We start from the raw sequence: 17,607 nt of genomic DNA, 5'->3' as shown, positions 1-17,607 counted from the left end.
CGGAGATACACCGGGTCGTGCACACGATGGGCACGGTTTTCTCGATCACGGTGCGCGGCGGGGACGTGGGTCCGGGGGCGCTCGACGAGGCGGAGGCGTGGCTGCGTCACGTGGACGCCGTCTTCTCGACGTACCGGGAGGACAGCGCGGTCAGCCGGATCGCCCGGGGCGAACTCGCGCCGGAGGACTGCGCGCCCGAGGTCCGCCAGGTGCTGCGGCTGTGCGAGCGGGCCGAGGCGCACACCGGCGGCTGGTTCACGACGGGGTACGCGGGCGGCTTCGACCCGAGCGGGCTCGTCAAGGGGTGGGCGGTGGAGCGGGCGGCCGAGGGGCTGCTGGCGGCGGGCGCGACCGGTGTCTGTGTGAACGGCGGCGGCGACGTCCAGCTGCACGGCGGCCCATGGCGCGTGGGCGTCGCGCATCCGCTGCGGCCCGGTCGGGTGGCGGCGGTCGTCGAGTCCCGGCAGGGGGCGGTCGCGGTCGCCACGTCGGGGCCGGCGGAGCGCGGCTGCCACATCGTCGACCCGCACACCAGGCGGGCGCCCGTCGGTGGTCTCGCCTCCCTGACCGTCGTCCACGAGGGGCTCACCGACGCGGACACCTGGGCGACGGCCGCGTACGCGATGGGTCCGGAGGCGCGGGCGTGGCTGGAGGCGCAGCCCGGTGTCACGGCGTTCGCGGTGACGGCGGACGGGGAGACGTGGTCGGTGAGCCCCTGAGAGCCTGAGCCCCTAAGAGCCCGAGACTCTGAGAGCCCGAGACCCGAAAGCCTGGGAGCCTGGGAGCCCGACCAAAGATGTAGGGACCACATAACGAGACGGGGTTGCGGGCACCCGGGGCGGCGGCGTTGCATCACCCGGTGCAGACCGAAGAGTTGATCCCCAGGCCGACGACGGACACCGGCGACCGCGCGGCACGCCTGGCCGTCACCGTGTTCCCCGTACTCGTGCTCGCGGCGGGCGGTATCGGGCTCGCCCTGCCGGACGCCTTCGTGAGCTGGAAGACGAACGTCCCGTACCTGCTGGGTGTGGTGATGTTCTGCATGGGGCTCACGATGACCCCGCACGACTTCAAGGGCGTCGCCAAGCGGCCCTGGGCCGTCGGTCTCGGGCTCGTCGCGCACTACGTGATCATGCCGGGGCTCGGCTGGCTCATCGCCAACGCCCTTGACCTGCCGCCCCAGTTGGCGGCCGGCGTCATCCTCGTCGGCTGCGCCCCCAGCGGCACGGCCTCGAACGTGGTGACCTACCTGGCGCGCGGCGACGTCGCCCTGTCCGTCTCCGTCGCCACCGTCTCGACCGTGCTCGCCCCGCTCGTCACGCCCCCGCTGACCCTGCTGCTCGCGGGCGAGTTCCTGCCCGTGGACGCGGGGTCGATGGTCACGGACATCCTCAAGACCGTCCTGCTGCCGGTCGTCGCGGGCCTCCTCGTCCGCCTGGCCCTCGGCCGCTACGTCGACCGCGTGCTCGGCGCCCTGCCCTGGCTGTCGGCGCTGACGATCGCCGTCATCGTGGCCGTGGTCGTCGCGGGCAGCGCGACCGCGATCAAGTCGGCGGCCGGGCTCGTCCTGCTCGCCGTCGTCCTCCACAACGGCCTCGGGCTCGCGCTCGGTTACGGAGCGGGCAAGCTGGCCCGGCTCGGGGCGCCGTCGTCGCGCGCGATGGCGTTCGAGGTCGGCATGCAGAACTCGGGGCTCGCCGCGTCCCTCGCCACGGCCCACTTCAGCCCGCTCGCGGCACTCCCGGCCGCGGTGTTCTCCGTGTGGCACAACGTGTCGGGCGCCCTGGTCGCGGCCTGGATGTCGTACCGGGCGCGCCGCGCCGAGCAGGCCTGAGAACGCGACCGCGCCCCGAACCCCCCGGCCATGGGGGGTGGTTCGGGGCGCGTGTGCGTGAAGAGCGGTGCGCTCAGTGCTCGTTCTGGGCGAGCCGCAGCAGATGGTCGGCGAGCGCCTGCCCGCCGGCCGGGTCGCGGCTGATCAGCAGCAACGTGTCGTCACCGGCGATCGTGCCGAGGATCACCTGGAGTTCCGCCTGGTCGATCGCCGACGCGAGGAACTGGGCGGCGCCGGGCGGGGTGCGCAGGACCACGAGGTTCGCCGAGGCCTCGGCGGAGATCAGCAGCTCGCCCGCGAGGCGCCGCATGCGCTCCTCCTTGGCGGAACCGCCGAGCGGCGCCTGCGGGGTGCGGAAACCGCCCTCGCTGGGCACCGCGTAGATCAGCTCACCACCGGTGTTGCGGATCTTCACCGCGCCGAGCTCGTCGAGGTCACGGGACAGCGTCGCCTGCGTGACCGTGAGCCCGTCGTCGGCGAGCAGCTTCGCCAACTGGCTCTGCGAGCGCACCGGTTGCCGGTTGAGGATGTCCACGATCCGGCGGTGGCGGGCGGTGCGGGTCTGCGGCACGGCGGGTCCCGCTGCGTGCTCGTTGTCCTGCGCCTGACTCATCGTCGTCGTCCCATTCCTCAGGATCGTCCTTCCCCGTCGGCCCCTTCGAGGGCCTTGTCCAGGACGCCGGGAAGCGCCTGGAGGAAGGTGTCCACCTCGTCGTCGTGGAGGTTGAGCGGCGGCATGAGCCGTACGACATCGGGGGCGGGCGCGTTCACCAGGAGGCCGGCGTCCTGAGCCGTTTGCTGCACCTGGGGCGCGAGCGGCTCGGTGAGCACGATACCCAGCAGGAGTCCGGCGCCCCTTACGCGGCCGACGAGCGGGTGCCCGAGAGCGGCGATTCCGTCCCGCAGGCGTGCCTCGGCGCGCTTCACGTTCTCCAGGAGGCCTTCGCCCGCGATGGTGTCGAGCACGGCGAGACCGGCGGCGCAGGCGACGGGGTTCCCGCCGAACGTCGTGCCGTGGTGGCCGGGCTTCAGCAGCTCGGCCGTCTCGCCGAACGCGACGGTCGCGCCGACGGGCAGCCCGCCGCCGAGGCCCTTGGCGAGCGTGACGATGTCGGGGTCGACGCCCTCCTCCGCCTGGTACGCGAACCAGTGCCCGGTGCGGCCGACGCCGGTCTGCACCTCGTCGAGGACGAGGAGGGTGCCCGTGGCCCGGGTGATCTCCCTGGCCGCCCTGAGGTAGCCGGCGGGCGGCTCGACGACGCCGTTCTCCCCCTGGATGGGCTCGATGATGACGAACGCCGTCTCCTCGGTGACCGCCGCCCGCAGCGCCTCGACGTCCCCGTACGGGACGTGCGTCACGTCGCCGGGCAGGGGCAGGAACGGCTCCTGCTTGCCGGGCTGTCCGGTCAGCGCGAGGGCTCCCATGGTCCGGCCGTGGAAGCCGCCCTCGGTCGCGACCATGTGCGTCCGGCCCGTCAGGCGGCCGATCTTGAACGCGCCCTCGTTGGCCTCCGCGCCCGAGTTGCAGAAGTAGACACGGCCGGGGCGGCCGAAGAGCTGGAGGAGCCGTTCGGCGAGCACGACGGGCGGCTCGGCGACGAAGAGGTTCGAGACATGACCGAGCGACGCGATCTGGTCGGACACGGCCTGGACGACCGCCGGGTGCGCGTGGCCGAGGGCGTTGACCGCGATGCCACCGACGAAGTCGACGTACTCCGTGCCGTCGGCGTCCCACACCTTGGCGCCCTCGCCGCGGACGAGGGGCAGCCGCGGGGTGCCGTAGTTGTCCATGAGCGCGCCCTGCCAGCGCGCGGTCAGCTCCTGGTTGCTCATGACTCCCCCTGTACGTCGGTTTCCTGTACGTCGACGGCGTCGGGCGCGTCCGGCACGACCATCGTGCCGATGCCCTCGTCGGTGAAGATCTCCAGCAGGATCGAGTGCGGGACCCGGCCGTCGATGACGCGGGCGGTCGTCACCCCGTTGCGCACGGCGTGCAGACAGCCCTCCATCTTCGGCACCATGCCGCTGGCCAGCTCGGGAAGGAGCTTCTCCAGCTGACTGGCGGTGAGCCTGCTGATGACCTCGTCGGAGTTCGGCCAGTCCTCGTAGAGGCCCTCGACGTCGGTCAGGACCATCAGGGTCTCGGCGCCGAGCGCAGCAGCAAGAGCCGCAGCCGCCGTATCAGCATTGACGTTGTAGACATGGTGATCGTCCTGGGAGCGGGCGATCGAGGAGACGACCGGGATACGGCCGTCGGCGAGGAGCGCCTCGATGGCGCCCGTGTCGATCTCGGTGATCTCGCCGACCCGGCCGATGTCGACCAGCTCGCCCTCGATGCGGGGCTGGTGCTTGGTGGCGGTGATGGTGTGCGCGTCCTCGCCGGTGAGGCCGACGGCGAGCGGGCCGTGCTGGTTGAGCAGGCCGACGAGCTCGCGCTGGACCTGTCCGGCCAGGACCATCCGTACGACGTCCATCGCGTCCTCGGTGGTGACCCGCAGGCCCGCCTTGAACTCGCTGACGATGCCGTGCCGGTCGAGCGCCTTGCTGATCTGCGGGCCGCCGCCGTGCACGACGACGGGCTTGAGGCCCGCGTGGTGCAGGAAGACGACGTCCTGCGCGAAGGCGGCCTTGAGGTCCTCGTCGATCATGGCGTTGCCGCCGAACTTGATGACGACGGTCTTGCCCTGGTGCCGGGTGAGCCAGGGCAGCGCCTCGATGAGGATCTGCGCCTTGGGCAGCGCGTTGTGCTTACGGGTACTCATGAGCTGTACGCGCTGTTCTCGTGGACGTACTCCGCGGTCAGGTCGTTCGTCCAGATCGTCGCGGTCTCGGAACCGGCCGCGAGGTCGGCGGTGATGACGACCTCCCGGTAGCGCATGTCGACGAGGTCGCGGTCCTCGCCGACGCCGCCGTTCTTGCAGACCCAGACGCCGTTGATGGCGACGTTCAGGCGGTCGGGCTCGAAGGCGGCGGACGTCGTGCCGATCGCCGAGAGCACCCGGCCCCAGTTGGGGTCCTCGCCGTGGAGGGCGCACTTGAGGAGGTTGTTGCGGGCGATGGAGCGGCCCACCTCGACGGCGTCGGCCTCGGTCGCGGCGTTCACGACGTCGATCCTGATGTCCTTGCTGGCACCCTCCGCGTCGCCGATGAGCTGGCGTCCGAGGTCGTCGCAGACGGTGCGCACGGCGGCGGCGAACTCGGCGTATTCGGGGGTGACTTCGGCGGCGCCGGACGCCAGGAGCAGCACGGCGTCATTGGTCGACATGCAGCCGTCGGAGTCGACCCGGTCGAAGGTGACGCGGGTGGCGTCGCGCAGGGCCTTGTCGAGGATGTCCGCTTCGAGGTCGGCGTCCGTGGTCAGGACGACGAGCATGGTGGCGAGGCCGGGCGCGAGCATGCCGGCGCCCTTCGCCATGCCGCCGACCGTCCACCCGTCGCCCTCGTACACGGCGGTCTTGTGGACGGAGTCGGTGGTCTTGATGGCGATGGCGGCCTTCTCGCCCCCGTGCTCCGACAGCGCCTCGGCGGCCTGCTCCACGCCCGGCAGGAGCTTGTCCATGGGGAGGAGTACGCCGATGAGGCCGGTCGACGCGACGGCGACCTCGCCCGCGTTCAGGCCGAGGACCTCGGCGGCCTTCTCGGCGGTGGCGTGCGTGTCCTGGAAGCCCTTCGGTCCCGTACAGGCGTTGGCGCCACCGGAGTTGAGGACGACGGCGGAGACGAGCCCGCCCTTGAGGACCTGCTCGGACCACAGGACCGGGGCGGCCTTGACGCGGTTGGAGGTGAAGACGCCCGCGGCGGCCAGACGCGGCCCGTTGTTGACCACGAGGGCCAGGTCCGGGTTGCCGTTCTCCTTGATCCCGGCGGCGATGCCCGCGGCCGTGAATCCCTTGGCTGCCGTCACACTCACTGAGACTCCTTGTTCGCTTCTCCGCCCGCGTGGCGCAGCGGCGCGGCCTTCGTATACGTCTGCGGCCCGGCGGCCACGCGTGCGTCGCTCACGGAGCGACTCCGATCGTAGAAAGCCCGGTCGTCTCTTCCAGACCGAGGGCGATGTTCATGCTCTGGAGGGCGCCGCCCGCGGTGCCCTTGGTGAGGTTGTCGATGGCGCTGATCACGATGATCCGCCCGGCCGCCGAGTCGTACGCGACCTGCACCTGCACGGCGTTCGAGCCGTACACGGAGGCGGTCGCCGGCCACTGCCCCGCGGGGAGCAGGTGCACGAACGGCTCGTCGGCGAAGGCCTTCTCGTAGACGGCGCGCAGGCTCTCGGCGCTGACGCCCGGCTTCGCCTTGGCGCTGCACGTGGCGAGGATGCCGCGCGGCATCGGCGCGAGGGTCGGCGTGAAGGACACGGAGACCGGGACGCCGGCGGCGCCGCTGAGGTTCTGGATCATCTCGGGGGTGTGCCGGTGGCCGCCACCCACGCCGTACGGGGACATGGAACCCATGACCTCGGAGCCCAGGAGGTGCGCCTTGGGCGCCTTGCCCGCGCCGGACGTGCCGGACGCGGCGACAACCACGGCCTCCGCCTCGGCGAGCCCGGCCTGGTACGCGGGGAACAGCGCGAGAGAGACGGCGGTCGGGTAGCAGCCGGGCACCGCGATGCGCTTGGTCCCCTCGAGCGCGGCGCGGGCGCCGGGCAGCTCGGGGAGTCCGTAGGGCCACGTACCGGCGTGCGAGCTGCCGTAGAACTTCTCCCAGTCGCCCGGCTCCTTCAGCCGGAAGTCGGCGCCCATGTCCACGACGAGCGTGTCCGGGCCGAGCTGCTCGGCGACGGCGGCGGACTGCCCGTGCGGCAGCGCGAGGAAGACGACGTGGTGGCCGGAGAGCACCTCGGCGGTCGTCGGCTCCAGGACGCGGTCGGCCAGCGGCACGAGGTGCGGCTGGAGCGCGCCGAGGCGCTGCCCCACGTTCGAGTTGCCGGTCAGGGCGCCGATCTCCACATTGGGATGAGCGAGCAGCAGACGCAGCAGCTCTCCGCCCGCGTATCCGCTTGCTCCTGCCACTGCTACGCGTACCGCCATGGAACCCTCCTCTTGGATGGCATGACTATACGTCTGCATGCACGTTTATGCAACGCGAATGATCGCGGGACTGCGCTCGGGACTACGCTCGGGGCCGTGATGGATGTGATGGGCGGGCCCTGGCCGGTTGCCGATGTGCTGGGTTATCTGGCCGGGCGGTGGGGTGTCGAGCGGACGGTGCGTGACCTCGGTGACGGCACGGCCGGCACTTTCTCCGGGACCACGGACTTCACCCGCGAGGAGGCCGGGGGCGGGCTGCTGCATCACGAGGCGGGGACCTTCGTGTGGCAGGGGGCCGCGAGGGCCGCCACGCGCACGCTGCGTTTCCTGCTGGGCGAGGTGCCGGGGACGGCCGTCGTGCGGTTCTCCGACGGGCGCTTCTTCCACGGGCTCGACCTGCGTACCGGCCGCCACACGGCCGACCATCCCTGCGCGGCGGACCTCTACCGCGGCGAGTTCGAGGTGGCCGGGCCCGACGCGTGGCGGATGGAGTGGCGGGTGCGGGGGCCGGCGAAGGACCTCGTCCTCACCACGACGTACACGCGCACCGCCTGACTCAGACCGCCGCGTCGAGCCGCACGCTCCAGCGCCCCGCGTGCCCGCTGAGGACGGCGGTCGACAGGGGGCGCACGTCGAGGTTCCAGTACGTCGACGGCGGCGCCTTCAGCGCGTAGACGAGCGCCGCCCGCACGACCGCCGGCTCGGCGACCGCCACGACTCTCGCGGTGCCGTCGGGCGACGGGGCCTGGCCCGGCCGGTCGAGGCCGAGGGCCCGCGGGCGGGTGTCGAGCCAGTCGCCGACCCGGGAGATGAACGCGAGCAGCGACTCCCCGCCGTGCGGCGCCGAGCGCGGGTCGCGCAGCCAGGCGTCGACGGCACCCGGCTCGACGGCCGTCACCTCGGCGAGCGTACGGCCACGCCAGCGGCCCATGTCGCAGTCCCGCAGGGCGACTTGGGCCAGCGGCGCGAGACCCAGCGCCTCCGCGGTGCCACGGCTGCGCGCGGTGGGCGCGCAGTACCGCAGCTCCGCCGCGGCGAGCGGCACGAGCCCGGGCGAGGCCAGCTGCACCTCGTGCCACCCGGTGTGGTCGAGGGGCCGGTCGTCGTCGAAGCGCTCGGCGAGCAGCGAGGCGCTGCGCGCGGCGGCGAGAAGCGTCACGCGAACGGACATGCGGCGATCGTGGGGGTGCGCCGGGGCCGGGGTCAAGACCTGCCGGGGGCGTATGCGGGACGGAGGGGGTGGGCCGGAGGCCGTGCCGCCCCGCCGGCCCGTTCACCGAAGGACGAGCGCCATCCAGTTGTCCGGTTCGGCGAGCGGCGCGAAGCCCACCTTCTCGTACACCCCGTGCGCGTCCTGCGTGGCGAGCATGATGCGGCGCAGGCCGTACGGCTCCAGGTGGTCGCGGACGGCGGCGACGAGGGCCGTGCCCAGGCTCTTGCCTCGGGCGGCGCGGTCCACGTAGACGTCACAGAGCCAGGCGAACGTGGCGCGGTCCGTCACGACGCGGGCGTACGCGACCTGCTCGCCCGAAGCGGCGTCGTACACCCCGAAGTTCAGCGATCCGGCGATCGCCCGGTCCTGGTGTTCGCGGGTCCTGCCCAGCGCCCAGTAGGCGTCCGTGGAGAGCCAGCGGTGCACGCGGGCGGCGTCGACGCGGGCGGCGTCGGCCGAGATCTCGTAGCCGTCGGGGAGCGCGGGGGCGGTGGGTACGTCGGTCATGACGGGACATTCGCAGGTGGGGCCCGTGCCCGTCGAGCGGGTTTCAGGCGCGAGGGCCCCATCGGGGGCGCGGGCCCCCGCTCAACCGGCCTCCGCCCACCGACCTACGCTCGCACGCCCTCCCCCAGCACCTCGTCGCACGCGGCCCGCAGCCGGCGCACGCCCTCCGTGATCTCCGCCGCCCCCGCGGCCGCCGCGAAACTCAGCCGGATGTGCGGCGCCGGCGGCTCGGCGGAGAAGTACGGGCGCCCCGGCGCGACCGCGACCCCCGCCCGCAGCGCCCCCGCGACGAGCGCCGCCTCGTCCGTGCCGTCGGGCGGCCGCGCCCACAGCTGATAGCCGCCCAACGGCACGTGCGCCACCGCGAGTTCGGGCAGCGTGGCGCGCAAGGCCGCCGTCATCGTGTCGCGGCGCGCCTTCAAGTCCGTGGCCACGGTGCGCAGATGGCGTGGCCAGGCCGGCGAGCCGACGAGTTCGAGCGCGGCCTCCTGGAGCGGGCGCGGCACGAAGAAGTGGTCGACGACCTGGATCGCGCGCAGCCGTTCGAGGACCGGGCCGCGCGCGGCGAGGCAGCCGATACGGAAGCTGGGCGAGGTCGCCTTGGTCAGGGAGCACACATGGACGACCACGCCGTCGTGGTCGTCGGTGGCGAGCGGCCTCGGCAGCGGTCCGGCGTCCTCGTGGACGAGGCGGCGTACGAAGTCGTCCTCGACGACGAACGCCCCGGCCTCGCGCGCGATCCGCAGCACCTCGGGGCGCCGCCGCGCGGACAGGACCGCGCCGGTCGGGTTCTGGAACAGCGGCTGGCACACGAACACCCGCGCCCCCGTCGCCCGGAACGCCTCGGCGAGCAGCTCGGGACGCACCCCGTCCGTGTCGACCGGCACGGGCACCGGCCGCAGCCCCGCCGCACGCGCGATCGCCAGCATGCCGGGATACGTGGGCGACTCGACGAGGACGGGGGCACCGGGCGGGGCGAGCGCGCGAAGCGCGGTGGCCAGGGCGGACTGGCCACCGGACGCGATGAGCACCTCGGCGGCGGTGATCGCGCCGCCGATGCCGCGCGCGAACCACTCGCGGAGTTCGGGAATGCCGTCGATCGGGGGCCGCCCCCAGGCGCCGGGGCGACGGCCCGCGCGGGCGAGGGCCGCGGCCATGGCGCGTTCCGGCTGGAGGGAGGGGTGCAGATAGCCACCGTTGAACTCGACGACGCCGGGCGGCGGGGCGGCGAGAGTGACGAGGACACCTGAGGCGTCCACGGCCCTCGGCACCAGCTCCGTCGCGGAGTCAGCACTCAGGGCGAGCTCCTGCCAGAACGTGTCACCGGACGGCCGCGCCGCGGCACGGGGCTCCGCGCGGAACGCCCCGGCGCCCGGGCGCGTCACGACAAGACCCTCCGCGGCGAGCTGCGCGAGCGCGCGCGACACGGTCACCGGACTCACCCGGAACCGCTCCACGAGCGCCCGGCTCGACGGCAGCTTTCCACCAGGAGAGTAGCGATCCAGCTCTCCGCGCAACCGCTCAGCCAGTTCTCCCACACTGCTACGCTCATGCATGAGGACAGAGAATAGCGCTACCACCCGCACCGGGATAGCAGTCACCACCGGCGCGAGCCCTGCACCGGGCCCCACGCCGGGCCCCGAGCAGCGGCCCTCCCCCACCCGGGACGCCCGGGACGGCTCGCTCACCCGGAACGGCTCGCTCACCAAAAAGGCCAAGCGAGGAGGAGCCGTCCTCGCCGCGCTCGGTGTCACCGCCTTCTCGCTCACCTTCCCCGCCACCGCCTGGGGTCTCGAAGGCTTCGGGCCGTGGAGCCTCGTCACCGTGCGCAGCGTCCTCGCCGCCGTGATCGCCGGATCCTGTCTGCTCGCGCTGCGCGTCCCCGTCCCCGAGCGCCGCCACTGGGCCGGTCTCGCGGTCGTCGGCACGGGTGTCGTGCTCGGGTTCCCGCTGCTGACGACGCTCGCCCTGGAGACGGCCACGACCGCGCACTCCGCCGTCGTCGTCGGACTGCTGCCGCTCACGACCGCCCTGTTCTCGGCGCTGCGCACGGGGGCGCGGCCCTCGCGGAGCTTCTGGATCGCGGCGTGCGCGGGCGCCGCCGCGGTGATCGCGTTCACCGTGCAGCAGAGCGGCGGCACGCTCACGACGGCCGACCTGTACCTCTTCGGCGCGCTTCTCATCTGCGCCGCCGGTTACACGGAGGGCGGCTGGCTGGCCCGCGTCATGCCGGGGTGGCAGGTCGTCGGCTGGGCACTCGTGATGTGTCTGCCGCTCACCGTCCCGGGAGCGCTGGTCGCGCTGACCCACGAGCCCCTCCACCTGACGGGGCACGCCGTGGCGGGGGTGCTCTGGGTGGCCGCGGGCTCGCAGTTCGTGGGCCTGGTCGTCTGGTACCGCGGCATGGCCGTGATCGGCGTACCGAAGGCGAGCCAGCTGCAGCTGGCCCAGCCACTGCTCACCCTGGTCTGGTCGGTGTTCCTGCTCGGTGAGCACCTCTCCCCCGCCGCGCCCCTGACCGCGGCCGCCGTCCTCGTGTGCATCGCCGTCACCCAGCGCGCCCGCACCTGACCGCCGTCCCCCGCCCGAGTCCCTCCACTGAGGGGCCCGCTGAGGGGCCCGTTCAGGGTCCCCAACCCCGGGCCCCGGTCCTACTCTTGAGATACGGGTCAGATACGGGTCGACGAGGGACGAGGAGGTCACTCACGATGCATGCCACCAAGGGCGACCATCTGCGGGTTCACGGCAGGACCGTGGGCGAGCACGACCGGGTCGCCGAGATCGTCGAAGTCATGGGCCAGGACGGCGAGCCGCCGTTCCGGGTCCGCTTCCAGGACGGCCACGAGACGGTGATGTCACCGGGCCCCGACTCTGTCGTGCAGCACGAGGAGCCGGCTTCCCAGTAACACCTCCCAGGGGTGGTCCGCGGCTCAGTAGTGGTCGTCGACCACCTGGGCCATGGCACCGATCCGGTCGGCGCCCACCTCCGTCGCCGAGAAGAACACATGGCCCCGCACCTGCGGGAAGCGCTCGGTGAAGGTGAGGTGGCGGGAGAGCTCGGCCGGGTCCTGCCAGGCCGCGGGCTGCGCCGGATCGCCCGCCTTGTAGAGCGCCTCACCCGCGTAGAGGCGCACCCCCGTCCCGCGTACGACGTCCGACCACCAGGGGACGAGCTTCGCGTAGTCCGCGGCGGCGAAGCCGATGTTCCAGTAGAGCTGCGGGCAGATGTAGTCGATCCAGCGCTCGCGCACCCACCTGCGGGTGTCGGCGTGCAGGTCGTCGTACGTCTGGACGCCCGCGCGGGTGTCCGAGCCGAGGGGGTCCGTCGCGGCGTTGCGCCAGACGCCGAAGGGGCTGATCCCGAACTGGGTGCGCGGTCTGATCTCCTTCACGCTCGTGGCCATCTCGCGCACGAGCCGGTCGGTGTTGTCGCGCCGCCAGGCGTCCCGGTCAGCGAAGTTCCCGCCGTGCTCGGCGTACGCGGCGTCGTCGTCGAAGACCTGGCCGGCCACCGGGTACGGGTAGAAGTAGTCGTCCCAGTGGACGGCGTCGATGTCGTAGCGGCGGACGGCGTCGAGCATCGCGTCCTGCACGAAGCGGCGCACCTCGGGCAGGCCCGGGTTGTAGTAGAGCTTGCCGCCGTAGGGGACGGCCCAGTCGGGGTGCAGGCGGGCCGGGTGCGTGGCCGCGAGGCGGGACGGGTCCGTGTGGTTCGCGACGCGGTAGGGGTTGAACCAGGCGTGCAGTTCGAGCCCGCGCCGGTGCGCCTCCGTCACGGCCGTGCCGAGCGGGTCCCAGCCGGGGTCCTTGCCCTGCGTCCCGGTGAGGACCGCCGACCACGGCTCGTACGGGGACGGCCACAGCGCGTCGGCCGTCGGCCGCACCTGGAAGACGACCGCGTTCAGGCGGCGGCTCACCGCGGTGTCGAGCATGGCGATGAGCTCCGTGCGCTGCTGGGCCGCGCTCAGGCCCGGCTTCGAGGGCCAGTCCCGGTTGGCCACGGTCGCCACCCACATGCCCCGCATGTCGTGGGCCACCGGGGCGCCGCCCGACGGCGCCGCCACCGCGTCACCCGCGGCGAGCCCGGTCAGCGCGGCGGCCGCCGCCACCGTGAAGCCCCTGCGTGACAAATGCCTCATCCGTACACCCCCTGGCCAACAGGCCCAGCCGTCCCGGGCCGCACTGGGGACAGCATGCCCGACCCGGGCCGCCGCATCGGGGAGGTTCCGAGTAACGTGCAGGGCCGAGGCAGGCGCCGGAACCCGGGGGTCCTGCCGGCCGGAGAACAGCGAAAGGCACGAGGTGACCGACCCTATGGGGGACATCCAGCGCGTCGGAGTGGTGGGCTGCGGCCAGATGGGAGCCGGGATCGCAGAGGTCTGCGCCCGCGCCGGTCTGGACGTCATGGTGGCGGAGACCACCGGCGAGGCCCTGGAGATCGGCCGTACCCGGCTGCACAACTCCCTCTCCAAGGCGGCCGAGCGCGGCAAGATCAGCGAAGCCGAACTGGCCGAGACCCTGGACCGCCTGAGCTTCACCACCGACCTCGGGGAGTTCGCCGACCGGGACCTCACCATCGAGGCCGTCGTAGAGAACGAGCAGGTCAAGACGGAGATCTTCCAGGTCCTCGACCAGGTCGTCACCCGTCAGGACGCCATCCTGGCCTCCAACACCTCCTCGATCCCGCTGGTCAAGCTGGCCGTGGCGACCTCGCGCCCCGACCACGTCATCGGCATCCACTTCTTCAACCCGGCGCCGGTCCAGAAGCTCGTCGAGCTGATCCCCGCGCTCACCACCTCCGAGGGCACCATCAGCCGTGCCCAGGCCCTCGTCGAGAAGATCCTCGGCAAGCACGCGATCCGCGCCCAGGACCGCTCGGGCTTCGTGGTGAACGCGCTCCTGGTGCCGTATCTGCTGTCCTCCATCCGGATGTTCGAGTCCGGCATCGCGAGCCGCGAGGACATCGACAACGGCATGGAGCTGGGCTGCGCCCACCCGATGGGTCCGCTCAAGCTCTCCGACCTGATCGGCCTCGACACGATCGTCTCCATCGCGGACTCCATGTACGCCGAGTACAAGGAGCCCCTGTACGCCGCTCCCCCGCTGCTCCAGCGGATGGTCGACGCGGGCCGCCTCGGCCGCAAGACGGGCTCGGGCTTCTACCAGTACACGTGATGCCGGTACACGTGATCCCAGTAAGCCTGATCGCAGTACACGTGATCACCTGCCGTTGACTCTGTGTGACCGGCGGTTTCGGGCCCGGCGCTCTTCGGAGTGCTGGGCCCGAACCATTCGCACAGGGTGTGCGCACCGGGCTCGCATATGCCCATCGCACACTCTCCCGCCGCACCCACCAGGCGAGTTGACTTTCCGTGCGTAGGACAAGAGATGTGTTCCGCTACGGAAAGGAGCCGACCCGTGACCGCCGACCCCGAGCGTCCCGTGGTCCCGGAAGAACTCGCTGAGTTACGCCGCAGCCTCGATGTGGGCCTGGCCCGCGTCGACGGCAGGCTGGCGCTGCTCACCCAGCGCGACGAGCAGAGCGTGAAGGAACAGGACGACCTGAACACCCGGGTCGCCGCACTCGAACACACCCGCTGGCCGCTGCAGGCCGTCACCGCGCTCACCGCGGCCGGCGCCCTCGCCCTCACGCTCTGGCAGGCACTCGGTCACTAGGGCGGGCCTCAGGGTCCGTCCTGCCCGAGCCGGAGATGGTGCAGCATCAGCAGCGCCGCCGCCATGTTGGCGGCCGGGACCTCACCGCGGGCGACCATGTCGGGGACGAGCTTGAGGGGGACCCACTCCCGGCGGTCCGACTCGAAGTCGTCCTCGGGATGGCCGACGTACACCCCCTCCTCGGCCCAGTAGACGTGGTGCCGGGCGTCCTCGAGCCCGTTGGACGGCTCCACGCTCATCAGGTGGCGTAAGGGTCCCGGCCGCCAGCCGGTCTCCTCCTCGAGTTCCCTGGCGGCCGCGGCAACGATGTCTTCGCCGTCCTCGACCACCCCGGCCGGGAGCTCCCAGCCCCAGCTGTCGGTGATGAAGCGGTGCCGCCACAGGAGCAGCACCTCGTTCGCGTCGTTGACCACGGTGGCCACGGCGACGGGCCGCAGCCGTATGACGAAGTGGTCCAGATGCCGGCCGTCCGGCAGTTCGACGTCCGCGAGATTGACCCTGAACCAGCGGTTTTCATACACGGTTTGCTCGTCTTGTTTCGTCCACTGCACGGTTCTGCCACCTTCCGCCGAGTTAGATGGCAATATCGCAGCAGCGGAGCGGGAGAGAGCGGTGCGGGGACGGCTCAGAGCGGTACGCGCAGTGCCCCGTCGATGAGTTCGGCGGCCTCGGCCGTGCCGGCACAGCCGTTGCGCACCAGGTGTTCGCGTACCGCCCGGAGTCTGTCGCGCAGCCGCTGTGACTCCATTCCGCGTGCCTGCTCGGCCATCTCGACCGCGATCGCGACCGCCTTCTCGGCGTTGCCCTGCCTCAGTTCGATCTGGCTGAGCATGGCCAGGCGGTGCACCCGTCCCCGGTCATGGGCCGGATTGTGCACGGCCGCGGCCGCGTGCTCGCGCGCCGCGGCGAGGTCACCGAGGCTCAACAGGGCTTCCGCCACTTGTACGTTGACGAGTCCGGGCTGCACATATCCCGTCTCGTCCGGTTCGTGTCCGCGCCGGATGCGGTCGGCGGCCGACTCGGCACGCCGGATGCAGGACAGGGCGCTGGTGCCGTCGCCGAGGTGTGCGTACGCCTTCGCCTGCATCGCGTACAGATCCGATGCGAGGGCGGGCGTGATGTGGCGTCCCGCGGCCCGCAGCGCCGCCTCCGCGAAGGCCACCGACTGCCGGTACTCACGCATGTGGAGCGCCTGGTTGACCAGCAGGGCTATGACGTACGCGCCGAGCCCCCGGTCCCCGCTCGCCTTGGCGAGGCGCAGGGCCTGGTGGAAGTAGCGCTGGGCGAGGCCGTGCGCGTCGGAGTCGTAGGCGCAGATCCCGGCGATGGCGACCAACCCGCCGGTGGCGCGGTGCAGTTGGCGTCCGGTCGCGTCGGTGTAGCTGCCGCGCAGCAGGGGCGCCGCCTCGGCGTTGAGGAAGCCGACGATGCGGGTGCGCGTCGCGATGCCGCCGGCCTTGCGGTACATCTGCTCGTAGTGCGTGCGGGCCGAGCGCATCATCTCCAGGTCGGTGTGGCTGACCCGGTGCCGCCCGCCGCGCGACACGTCGGTGTCCTCGGGCGGGTTCTCCCACTCCCATACGGGCATCACGGCCGGGGTCCCCGTGACGGCCGGCGCGCCGAGTATGTGGGGGCGCTGCTGTTCGTCGGAGCGCCACAGGGCGGTGGCGCGTTCGACGAATCCGGAGAGGGTCTGGCCGTGCGTGCCCGCCGGTTCGCCGGGCACGCCGAGGCCGATGTCGTCGAGGGTGACGGGCCGGTGCAGCCGGGACGCGAGCACTTCGCAGATCAGGTCGGGTACCTGGCCGCGCGGCCGCTGACCCTTCAACCACCGGGCCACGGCGGTGTGTTCGTAGCGCAGGGCGAGACCCCGGGCCCGGCCCGCCTGGTTCACGTGCGCGGCGAGGCCGGCGTGGGAGATCCCGGCCTCGTCGAGGATCGCGTCGAGCAGGGTGTTGGGCTGCATGGATGCTCTCCGGTGGCTCGGTGCCGACAGCGTAGTGGAGCGGGCTTCACACGGGGTGTGAACCGAGTGCCCGAATCCGGGTGTTGCGCACTCTTTTGTGGCGTGATGCAACTCGATTGACTGAACTGCCTCGTAAGAGGCCCGCCGGGCCGCCGGCTCCCCCTCATACAGTGCGGCGGCCCGCTTCGCGCCGTCCGTCCGGCCGCCTGCCCGACACTCCGTGGCCGACGGACGGCGCGCCCCGGGAGCCCCGGGGCCGCTCGTTCATTTGGCGCCGCTGTGGACCCTCGGCTCCCCGTGCTGCACGGGAACCCTCCTGCGGTCGTTGCGCAGGACGAGCAGCGCGGCGTCGTCGGCCGGTAACCCGCCGGTGTGGCGCAGGAGTCGGTCGTACACGGTACGGATGACGGCCTGCGGGACCACCGGCTGGACGCGGACGGCCTCGGCGAGCGCGGCCTGCAGCGGGAAGAACCGGCCGCGGGCGTCCCGCGCGTCCTCGAGCCCGTCGGTGTGCAGCAGGAGCCCCTCCCCGGGAAGCAGCCGCCCGCACGCGACGACGGGCAGTTCGGCCGGCAGCGGGAACGGGCCGAGCGGCGGCAGGGGATCGCCGCCCGCGACCGGTTCGGCGTACCCGCGCGCTGCCCCGGGCGCGGAACCCACGCGGCTGCGCAGCAGATACGGCCACGGGTGCCCGCAGTTGAGGGCGATCACCTCACCGTCCCCCCGGATCTCCAGGAGCAGTACGGTGACGAACTCCTCCGCGACCGGGCTGACCGGTTCGGCGCCGCCCGCCGCGGGGTGCTCGTCCCGGGCGCGCTCCCGCAGATGCCGGGCCATGGCCCGCTCCAGTCTCCGCAGCACACAGGCCAGTTCGGCCTCGTCGTGCGCGGCCTCGCGGAAGCTGCCGAGGACGGCGGCCACGGTCGCGAGGGCGGCCAGGCCGTGTCCGCGCACGTCCCCCATGACGATGCGCACACCGTGGTCGGTGGCGACGACCTCGTACAGGTCACCGCCGACGGTGGCGCCCCGGTCGGCCGAGAGCTGTCCCGCGGCGACCGCGAGTCCGTCGATGCGGGGCGGCAGCGGGCGCAGCAGTACGTTCTGCGCGGCCCCCGCGATCCGGCGCAGCTGGTGCAGTTCGCGCAGGAACCCGCGCCGCACATGGAGTATCAGGCCGGTCCCCACGGCGAAGAAGACGGCGCTGGACACGATGCGCGCGCCGAGCCCGGACTGCTGGGCCAGCGGACAGGCCAGCTTGAAGGTGATCGCCACGGCGCCCCACGCCGTGGGCAGCGCCAGATCGAGAGCGCGGCACAAGCGAGGGGTACGGGGGCGGGAGGGCGTCCTGTGACGGATACGGATCATTGCTGGCGGCCTCCCTAAG

Annotated in this window: 19 protein-coding genes; 7 read left to right on the top strand and 12 right to left on the bottom strand. The window is 72.5% G+C overall.

The genetic code is table 11. The annotated features are described in order from the left end of the window. The first annotated feature begins 26 nt into the window (after nucleotides 1-26). Nucleotides 27-719 carry an FAD:protein FMN transferase gene (locus EOT10_RS13800; protein WP_127828460.1) on the top strand — a complete coding sequence of 231 codons (693 nt, stop codon included), beginning with the start codon at nucleotides 27-29 and terminating at the stop codon, nucleotides 717-719. Nucleotides 720-859: 140 nt separating this feature from the next. Beyond that, nucleotides 860-1,834 carry a bile acid:sodium symporter family protein gene (locus EOT10_RS13795; RefSeq protein WP_127828459.1) on the top strand — a complete coding sequence of 325 codons (975 nt, stop codon included), beginning with the start codon at nucleotides 860-862 and terminating at the stop codon, nucleotides 1,832-1,834. A 73-nt stretch (nucleotides 1,835-1,907) separates the two neighbouring features. Here EOT10_RS13795 and EOT10_RS13790 read toward each other — a convergent pair whose 3' ends face one another. The 5 genes from EOT10_RS13790 to argC all read right to left on the bottom strand — a co-directional run bounded on the left by EOT10_RS13790 (nucleotide 1,908) and on the right by argC (nucleotide 6,861). Next, nucleotides 1,908-2,447 (bottom strand): arginine repressor, encoded by a 540-nt coding sequence (locus EOT10_RS13790; RefSeq protein WP_127828458.1) that lies wholly within the window; start codon nucleotides 2,445-2,447, stop codon nucleotides 1,908-1,910. Nucleotides 2,448-2,464: 17 nt separating this feature from the next. Next, on the bottom strand, nucleotides 2,465-3,667 hold the full coding sequence (locus EOT10_RS13785; RefSeq protein WP_127828457.1) for an acetylornithine transaminase: 1,203 nt from the start codon (nucleotides 3,665-3,667) through the stop codon (nucleotides 2,465-2,467). Beyond that, the gene (gene argB / locus EOT10_RS13780) at nucleotides 3,664-4,596 is read right to left on the bottom strand and encodes an acetylglutamate kinase (protein ID WP_127828456.1); all 933 of its coding nucleotides are present in this window, start codon (nucleotides 4,594-4,596) and stop codon (nucleotides 3,664-3,666) included. Before argB ends, EOT10_RS13785 begins: the two co-directional genes overlap by 4 nt. Further along, complete coding sequence (gene argJ / locus EOT10_RS13775; protein WP_127828455.1) at nucleotides 4,593-5,744, bottom strand: bifunctional glutamate N-acetyltransferase/amino-acid acetyltransferase ArgJ; 1,152 nt, start codon at nucleotides 5,742-5,744, stop codon at nucleotides 4,593-4,595. The genes argB and argJ overlap by 4 nt, the downstream gene beginning before the upstream one ends. Before the next feature lie 88 nt (nucleotides 5,745-5,832). Then, nucleotides 5,833-6,861: an N-acetyl-gamma-glutamyl-phosphate reductase gene (gene argC, locus EOT10_RS13770; RefSeq protein WP_127828454.1), complete on the bottom strand. Its 1,029-nt coding sequence runs from the start codon at nucleotides 6,859-6,861 to the stop codon at nucleotides 5,833-5,835. 108 nt (nucleotides 6,862-6,969) lie between these two features. Here argC and EOT10_RS13765 point away from each other — a divergent pair, with 108 nt between their 5' ends. After that, nucleotides 6,970-7,416 (top strand): DUF6314 family protein, encoded by a 447-nt coding sequence (locus EOT10_RS13765; protein WP_127828612.1) that lies wholly within the window; start codon nucleotides 6,970-6,972, stop codon nucleotides 7,414-7,416. A 1-nt stretch (nucleotide 7,417) separates the two neighbouring features. Here EOT10_RS13765 and EOT10_RS13760 read toward each other — a convergent pair whose 3' ends face one another. The 3 genes from EOT10_RS13760 to EOT10_RS13750 all read right to left on the bottom strand — a co-directional run bounded on the left by EOT10_RS13760 (nucleotide 7,418) and on the right by EOT10_RS13750 (nucleotide 10,137). Beyond that, nucleotides 7,418-8,032 carry a histidine phosphatase family protein gene (locus EOT10_RS13760; protein WP_127828453.1) on the bottom strand — a complete coding sequence of 205 codons (615 nt, stop codon included), beginning with the start codon at nucleotides 8,030-8,032 and terminating at the stop codon, nucleotides 7,418-7,420. 102 nt (nucleotides 8,033-8,134) lie between these two features. Then, complete coding sequence (locus EOT10_RS13755; protein WP_127828452.1) at nucleotides 8,135-8,581, bottom strand: GNAT family N-acetyltransferase; 447 nt, start codon at nucleotides 8,579-8,581, stop codon at nucleotides 8,135-8,137. Between the two features lie 104 nt (nucleotides 8,582-8,685). Continuing rightward, complete coding sequence (locus tag EOT10_RS13750; RefSeq protein WP_127828451.1) at nucleotides 8,686-10,137, bottom strand: aminotransferase-like domain-containing protein; 1,452 nt, start codon at nucleotides 10,135-10,137, stop codon at nucleotides 8,686-8,688. On the opposite strand from EOT10_RS13750, the gene EOT10_RS13745 reads away from it, so the two are divergent. Together EOT10_RS13745 and EOT10_RS13740 are read left to right on the top strand one after the other, a co-directional pair. Then, on the top strand, nucleotides 10,136-11,152 hold the full coding sequence (locus EOT10_RS13745) for a DMT family transporter (protein ID WP_127828450.1): 1,017 nt from the start codon (nucleotides 10,136-10,138) through the stop codon (nucleotides 11,150-11,152). The two genes, EOT10_RS13750 and EOT10_RS13745, sit on opposite strands and share 2 nt — an antisense overlap. A gap of 137 nt (nucleotides 11,153-11,289) precedes the next feature. After that, complete coding sequence (locus EOT10_RS13740; protein WP_127828449.1) at nucleotides 11,290-11,487, top strand: DUF1918 domain-containing protein; 198 nt, start codon at nucleotides 11,290-11,292, stop codon at nucleotides 11,485-11,487. 24 nt (nucleotides 11,488-11,511) lie between these two features. Here the strand turns inward: EOT10_RS13740 and EOT10_RS13735 are convergent, their stop codons facing one another. Then, entirely contained in the window at nucleotides 11,512-12,720 is a 1,209-nt protein-coding gene (locus tag EOT10_RS13735; RefSeq protein ID WP_127828448.1) for a glycoside hydrolase family 10-like protein, read from the bottom strand. A 175-nt stretch (nucleotides 12,721-12,895) separates the two neighbouring features. On the opposite strand from EOT10_RS13735, the gene EOT10_RS13730 reads away from it, so the two are divergent. After that, nucleotides 12,896-13,756 carry a 3-hydroxybutyryl-CoA dehydrogenase gene (locus tag EOT10_RS13730; protein ID WP_127828447.1) on the top strand — a complete coding sequence of 287 codons (861 nt, stop codon included), beginning with the start codon at nucleotides 12,896-12,898 and terminating at the stop codon, nucleotides 13,754-13,756. 243 nt (nucleotides 13,757-13,999) lie between these two features. Next, a complete protein-coding gene (locus tag EOT10_RS13725) occupies nucleotides 14,000-14,257 on the top strand; it encodes a hypothetical protein (protein ID WP_127828446.1) in 258 nt (85 codons plus the stop codon). Between the two features lie 8 nt (nucleotides 14,258-14,265). Here the strand turns inward: EOT10_RS13725 and EOT10_RS13720 are convergent, their stop codons facing one another. From EOT10_RS13720 to EOT10_RS13710, 3 genes are all read right to left on the bottom strand, one after another. Further along, the gene (locus EOT10_RS13720; protein WP_127828445.1) at nucleotides 14,266-14,808 is read right to left on the bottom strand and encodes an NUDIX domain-containing protein; all 543 of its coding nucleotides are present in this window, start codon (nucleotides 14,806-14,808) and stop codon (nucleotides 14,266-14,268) included. Between the two features lie 74 nt (nucleotides 14,809-14,882). Next, nucleotides 14,883-16,223 carry an NsdA family TPR-like regulatory protein gene (locus tag EOT10_RS13715; RefSeq protein WP_127828444.1) on the bottom strand — a complete coding sequence of 447 codons (1,341 nt, stop codon included), beginning with the start codon at nucleotides 16,221-16,223 and terminating at the stop codon, nucleotides 14,883-14,885. Nucleotides 16,224-16,487: 264 nt separating this feature from the next. Then, nucleotides 16,488-17,588: a PP2C family protein-serine/threonine phosphatase gene (locus tag EOT10_RS13710; RefSeq protein ID WP_127828443.1), complete on the bottom strand. Its 1,101-nt coding sequence runs from the start codon at nucleotides 17,586-17,588 to the stop codon at nucleotides 16,488-16,490. Between the last annotated feature and the right edge of the window lie 19 nt (nucleotides 17,589-17,607).

Origin of the sequence: Streptomyces antnestii (assembly GCF_004005495.1) — a bacterium.
Classification (GTDB): domain Bacteria; phylum Actinomycetota; class Actinomycetes; order Streptomycetales; family Streptomycetaceae; genus Streptomyces; species Streptomyces antnestii.
Note: the sequence above shows the minus strand (reverse complement) of the source record. Positions and strands in the feature narration are given on the sequence as shown.

Bases quoted from the DNA above. Each gene is read 5' to 3' on its own strand.
- EOT10_RS13800 (WP_127828460.1), top strand. From the start codon at position 27: ATGGGCACGGTTTTCTCGATCACGGTGCGCGGCGGGGACGTGGGTCCG.
- EOT10_RS13790 (WP_127828458.1), bottom strand. From the start codon at position 2,447: ATGAGTCAGGCGCAGGACAACGAGCACGCAGCGGGACCCGCCGTGCCG.
- EOT10_RS13785 (WP_127828457.1), bottom strand. From the start codon at position 3,667: ATGAGCAACCAGGAGCTGACCGCGCGCTGGCAGGGCGCGCTCATGGAC.
- argB (WP_127828456.1), bottom strand. From the start codon at position 4,596: ATGAGTACCCGTAAGCACAACGCGCTGCCCAAGGCGCAGATCCTCATC.
- argC (WP_127828454.1), bottom strand. From the start codon at position 6,861: ATGGCGGTACGCGTAGCAGTGGCAGGAGCAAGCGGATACGCGGGCGGA.
- EOT10_RS13765 (WP_127828612.1), top strand. From the start codon at position 6,970: ATGGGCGGGCCCTGGCCGGTTGCCGATGTGCTGGGTTATCTGGCCGGG.
- EOT10_RS13760 (WP_127828453.1), bottom strand. From the start codon at position 8,032: ATGTCCGTTCGCGTGACGCTTCTCGCCGCCGCGCGCAGCGCCTCGCTG.
- EOT10_RS13755 (WP_127828452.1), bottom strand. From the start codon at position 8,581: ATGACCGACGTACCCACCGCCCCCGCGCTCCCCGACGGCTACGAGATC.
- EOT10_RS13745 (WP_127828450.1), top strand. From the start codon at position 10,136: ATGAGGACAGAGAATAGCGCTACCACCCGCACCGGGATAGCAGTCACC.
- EOT10_RS13750 (WP_127828451.1), bottom strand. From the start codon at position 10,137: ATGCATGAGCGTAGCAGTGTGGGAGAACTGGCTGAGCGGTTGCGCGGA.
- EOT10_RS13740 (WP_127828449.1), top strand. From the start codon at position 11,290: ATGCATGCCACCAAGGGCGACCATCTGCGGGTTCACGGCAGGACCGTG.
- EOT10_RS13735 (WP_127828448.1), bottom strand. From the start codon at position 12,720: ATGAGGCATTTGTCACGCAGGGGCTTCACGGTGGCGGCGGCCGCCGCG.
- EOT10_RS13730 (WP_127828447.1), top strand. From the start codon at position 12,896: ATGGGGGACATCCAGCGCGTCGGAGTGGTGGGCTGCGGCCAGATGGGA.
- EOT10_RS13715 (WP_127828444.1), bottom strand. From the start codon at position 16,223: ATGCAGCCCAACACCCTGCTCGACGCGATCCTCGACGAGGCCGGGATC.
- EOT10_RS13710 (WP_127828443.1), bottom strand. From the start codon at position 17,588: ATGATCCGTATCCGTCACAGGACGCCCTCCCGCCCCCGTACCCCTCGC.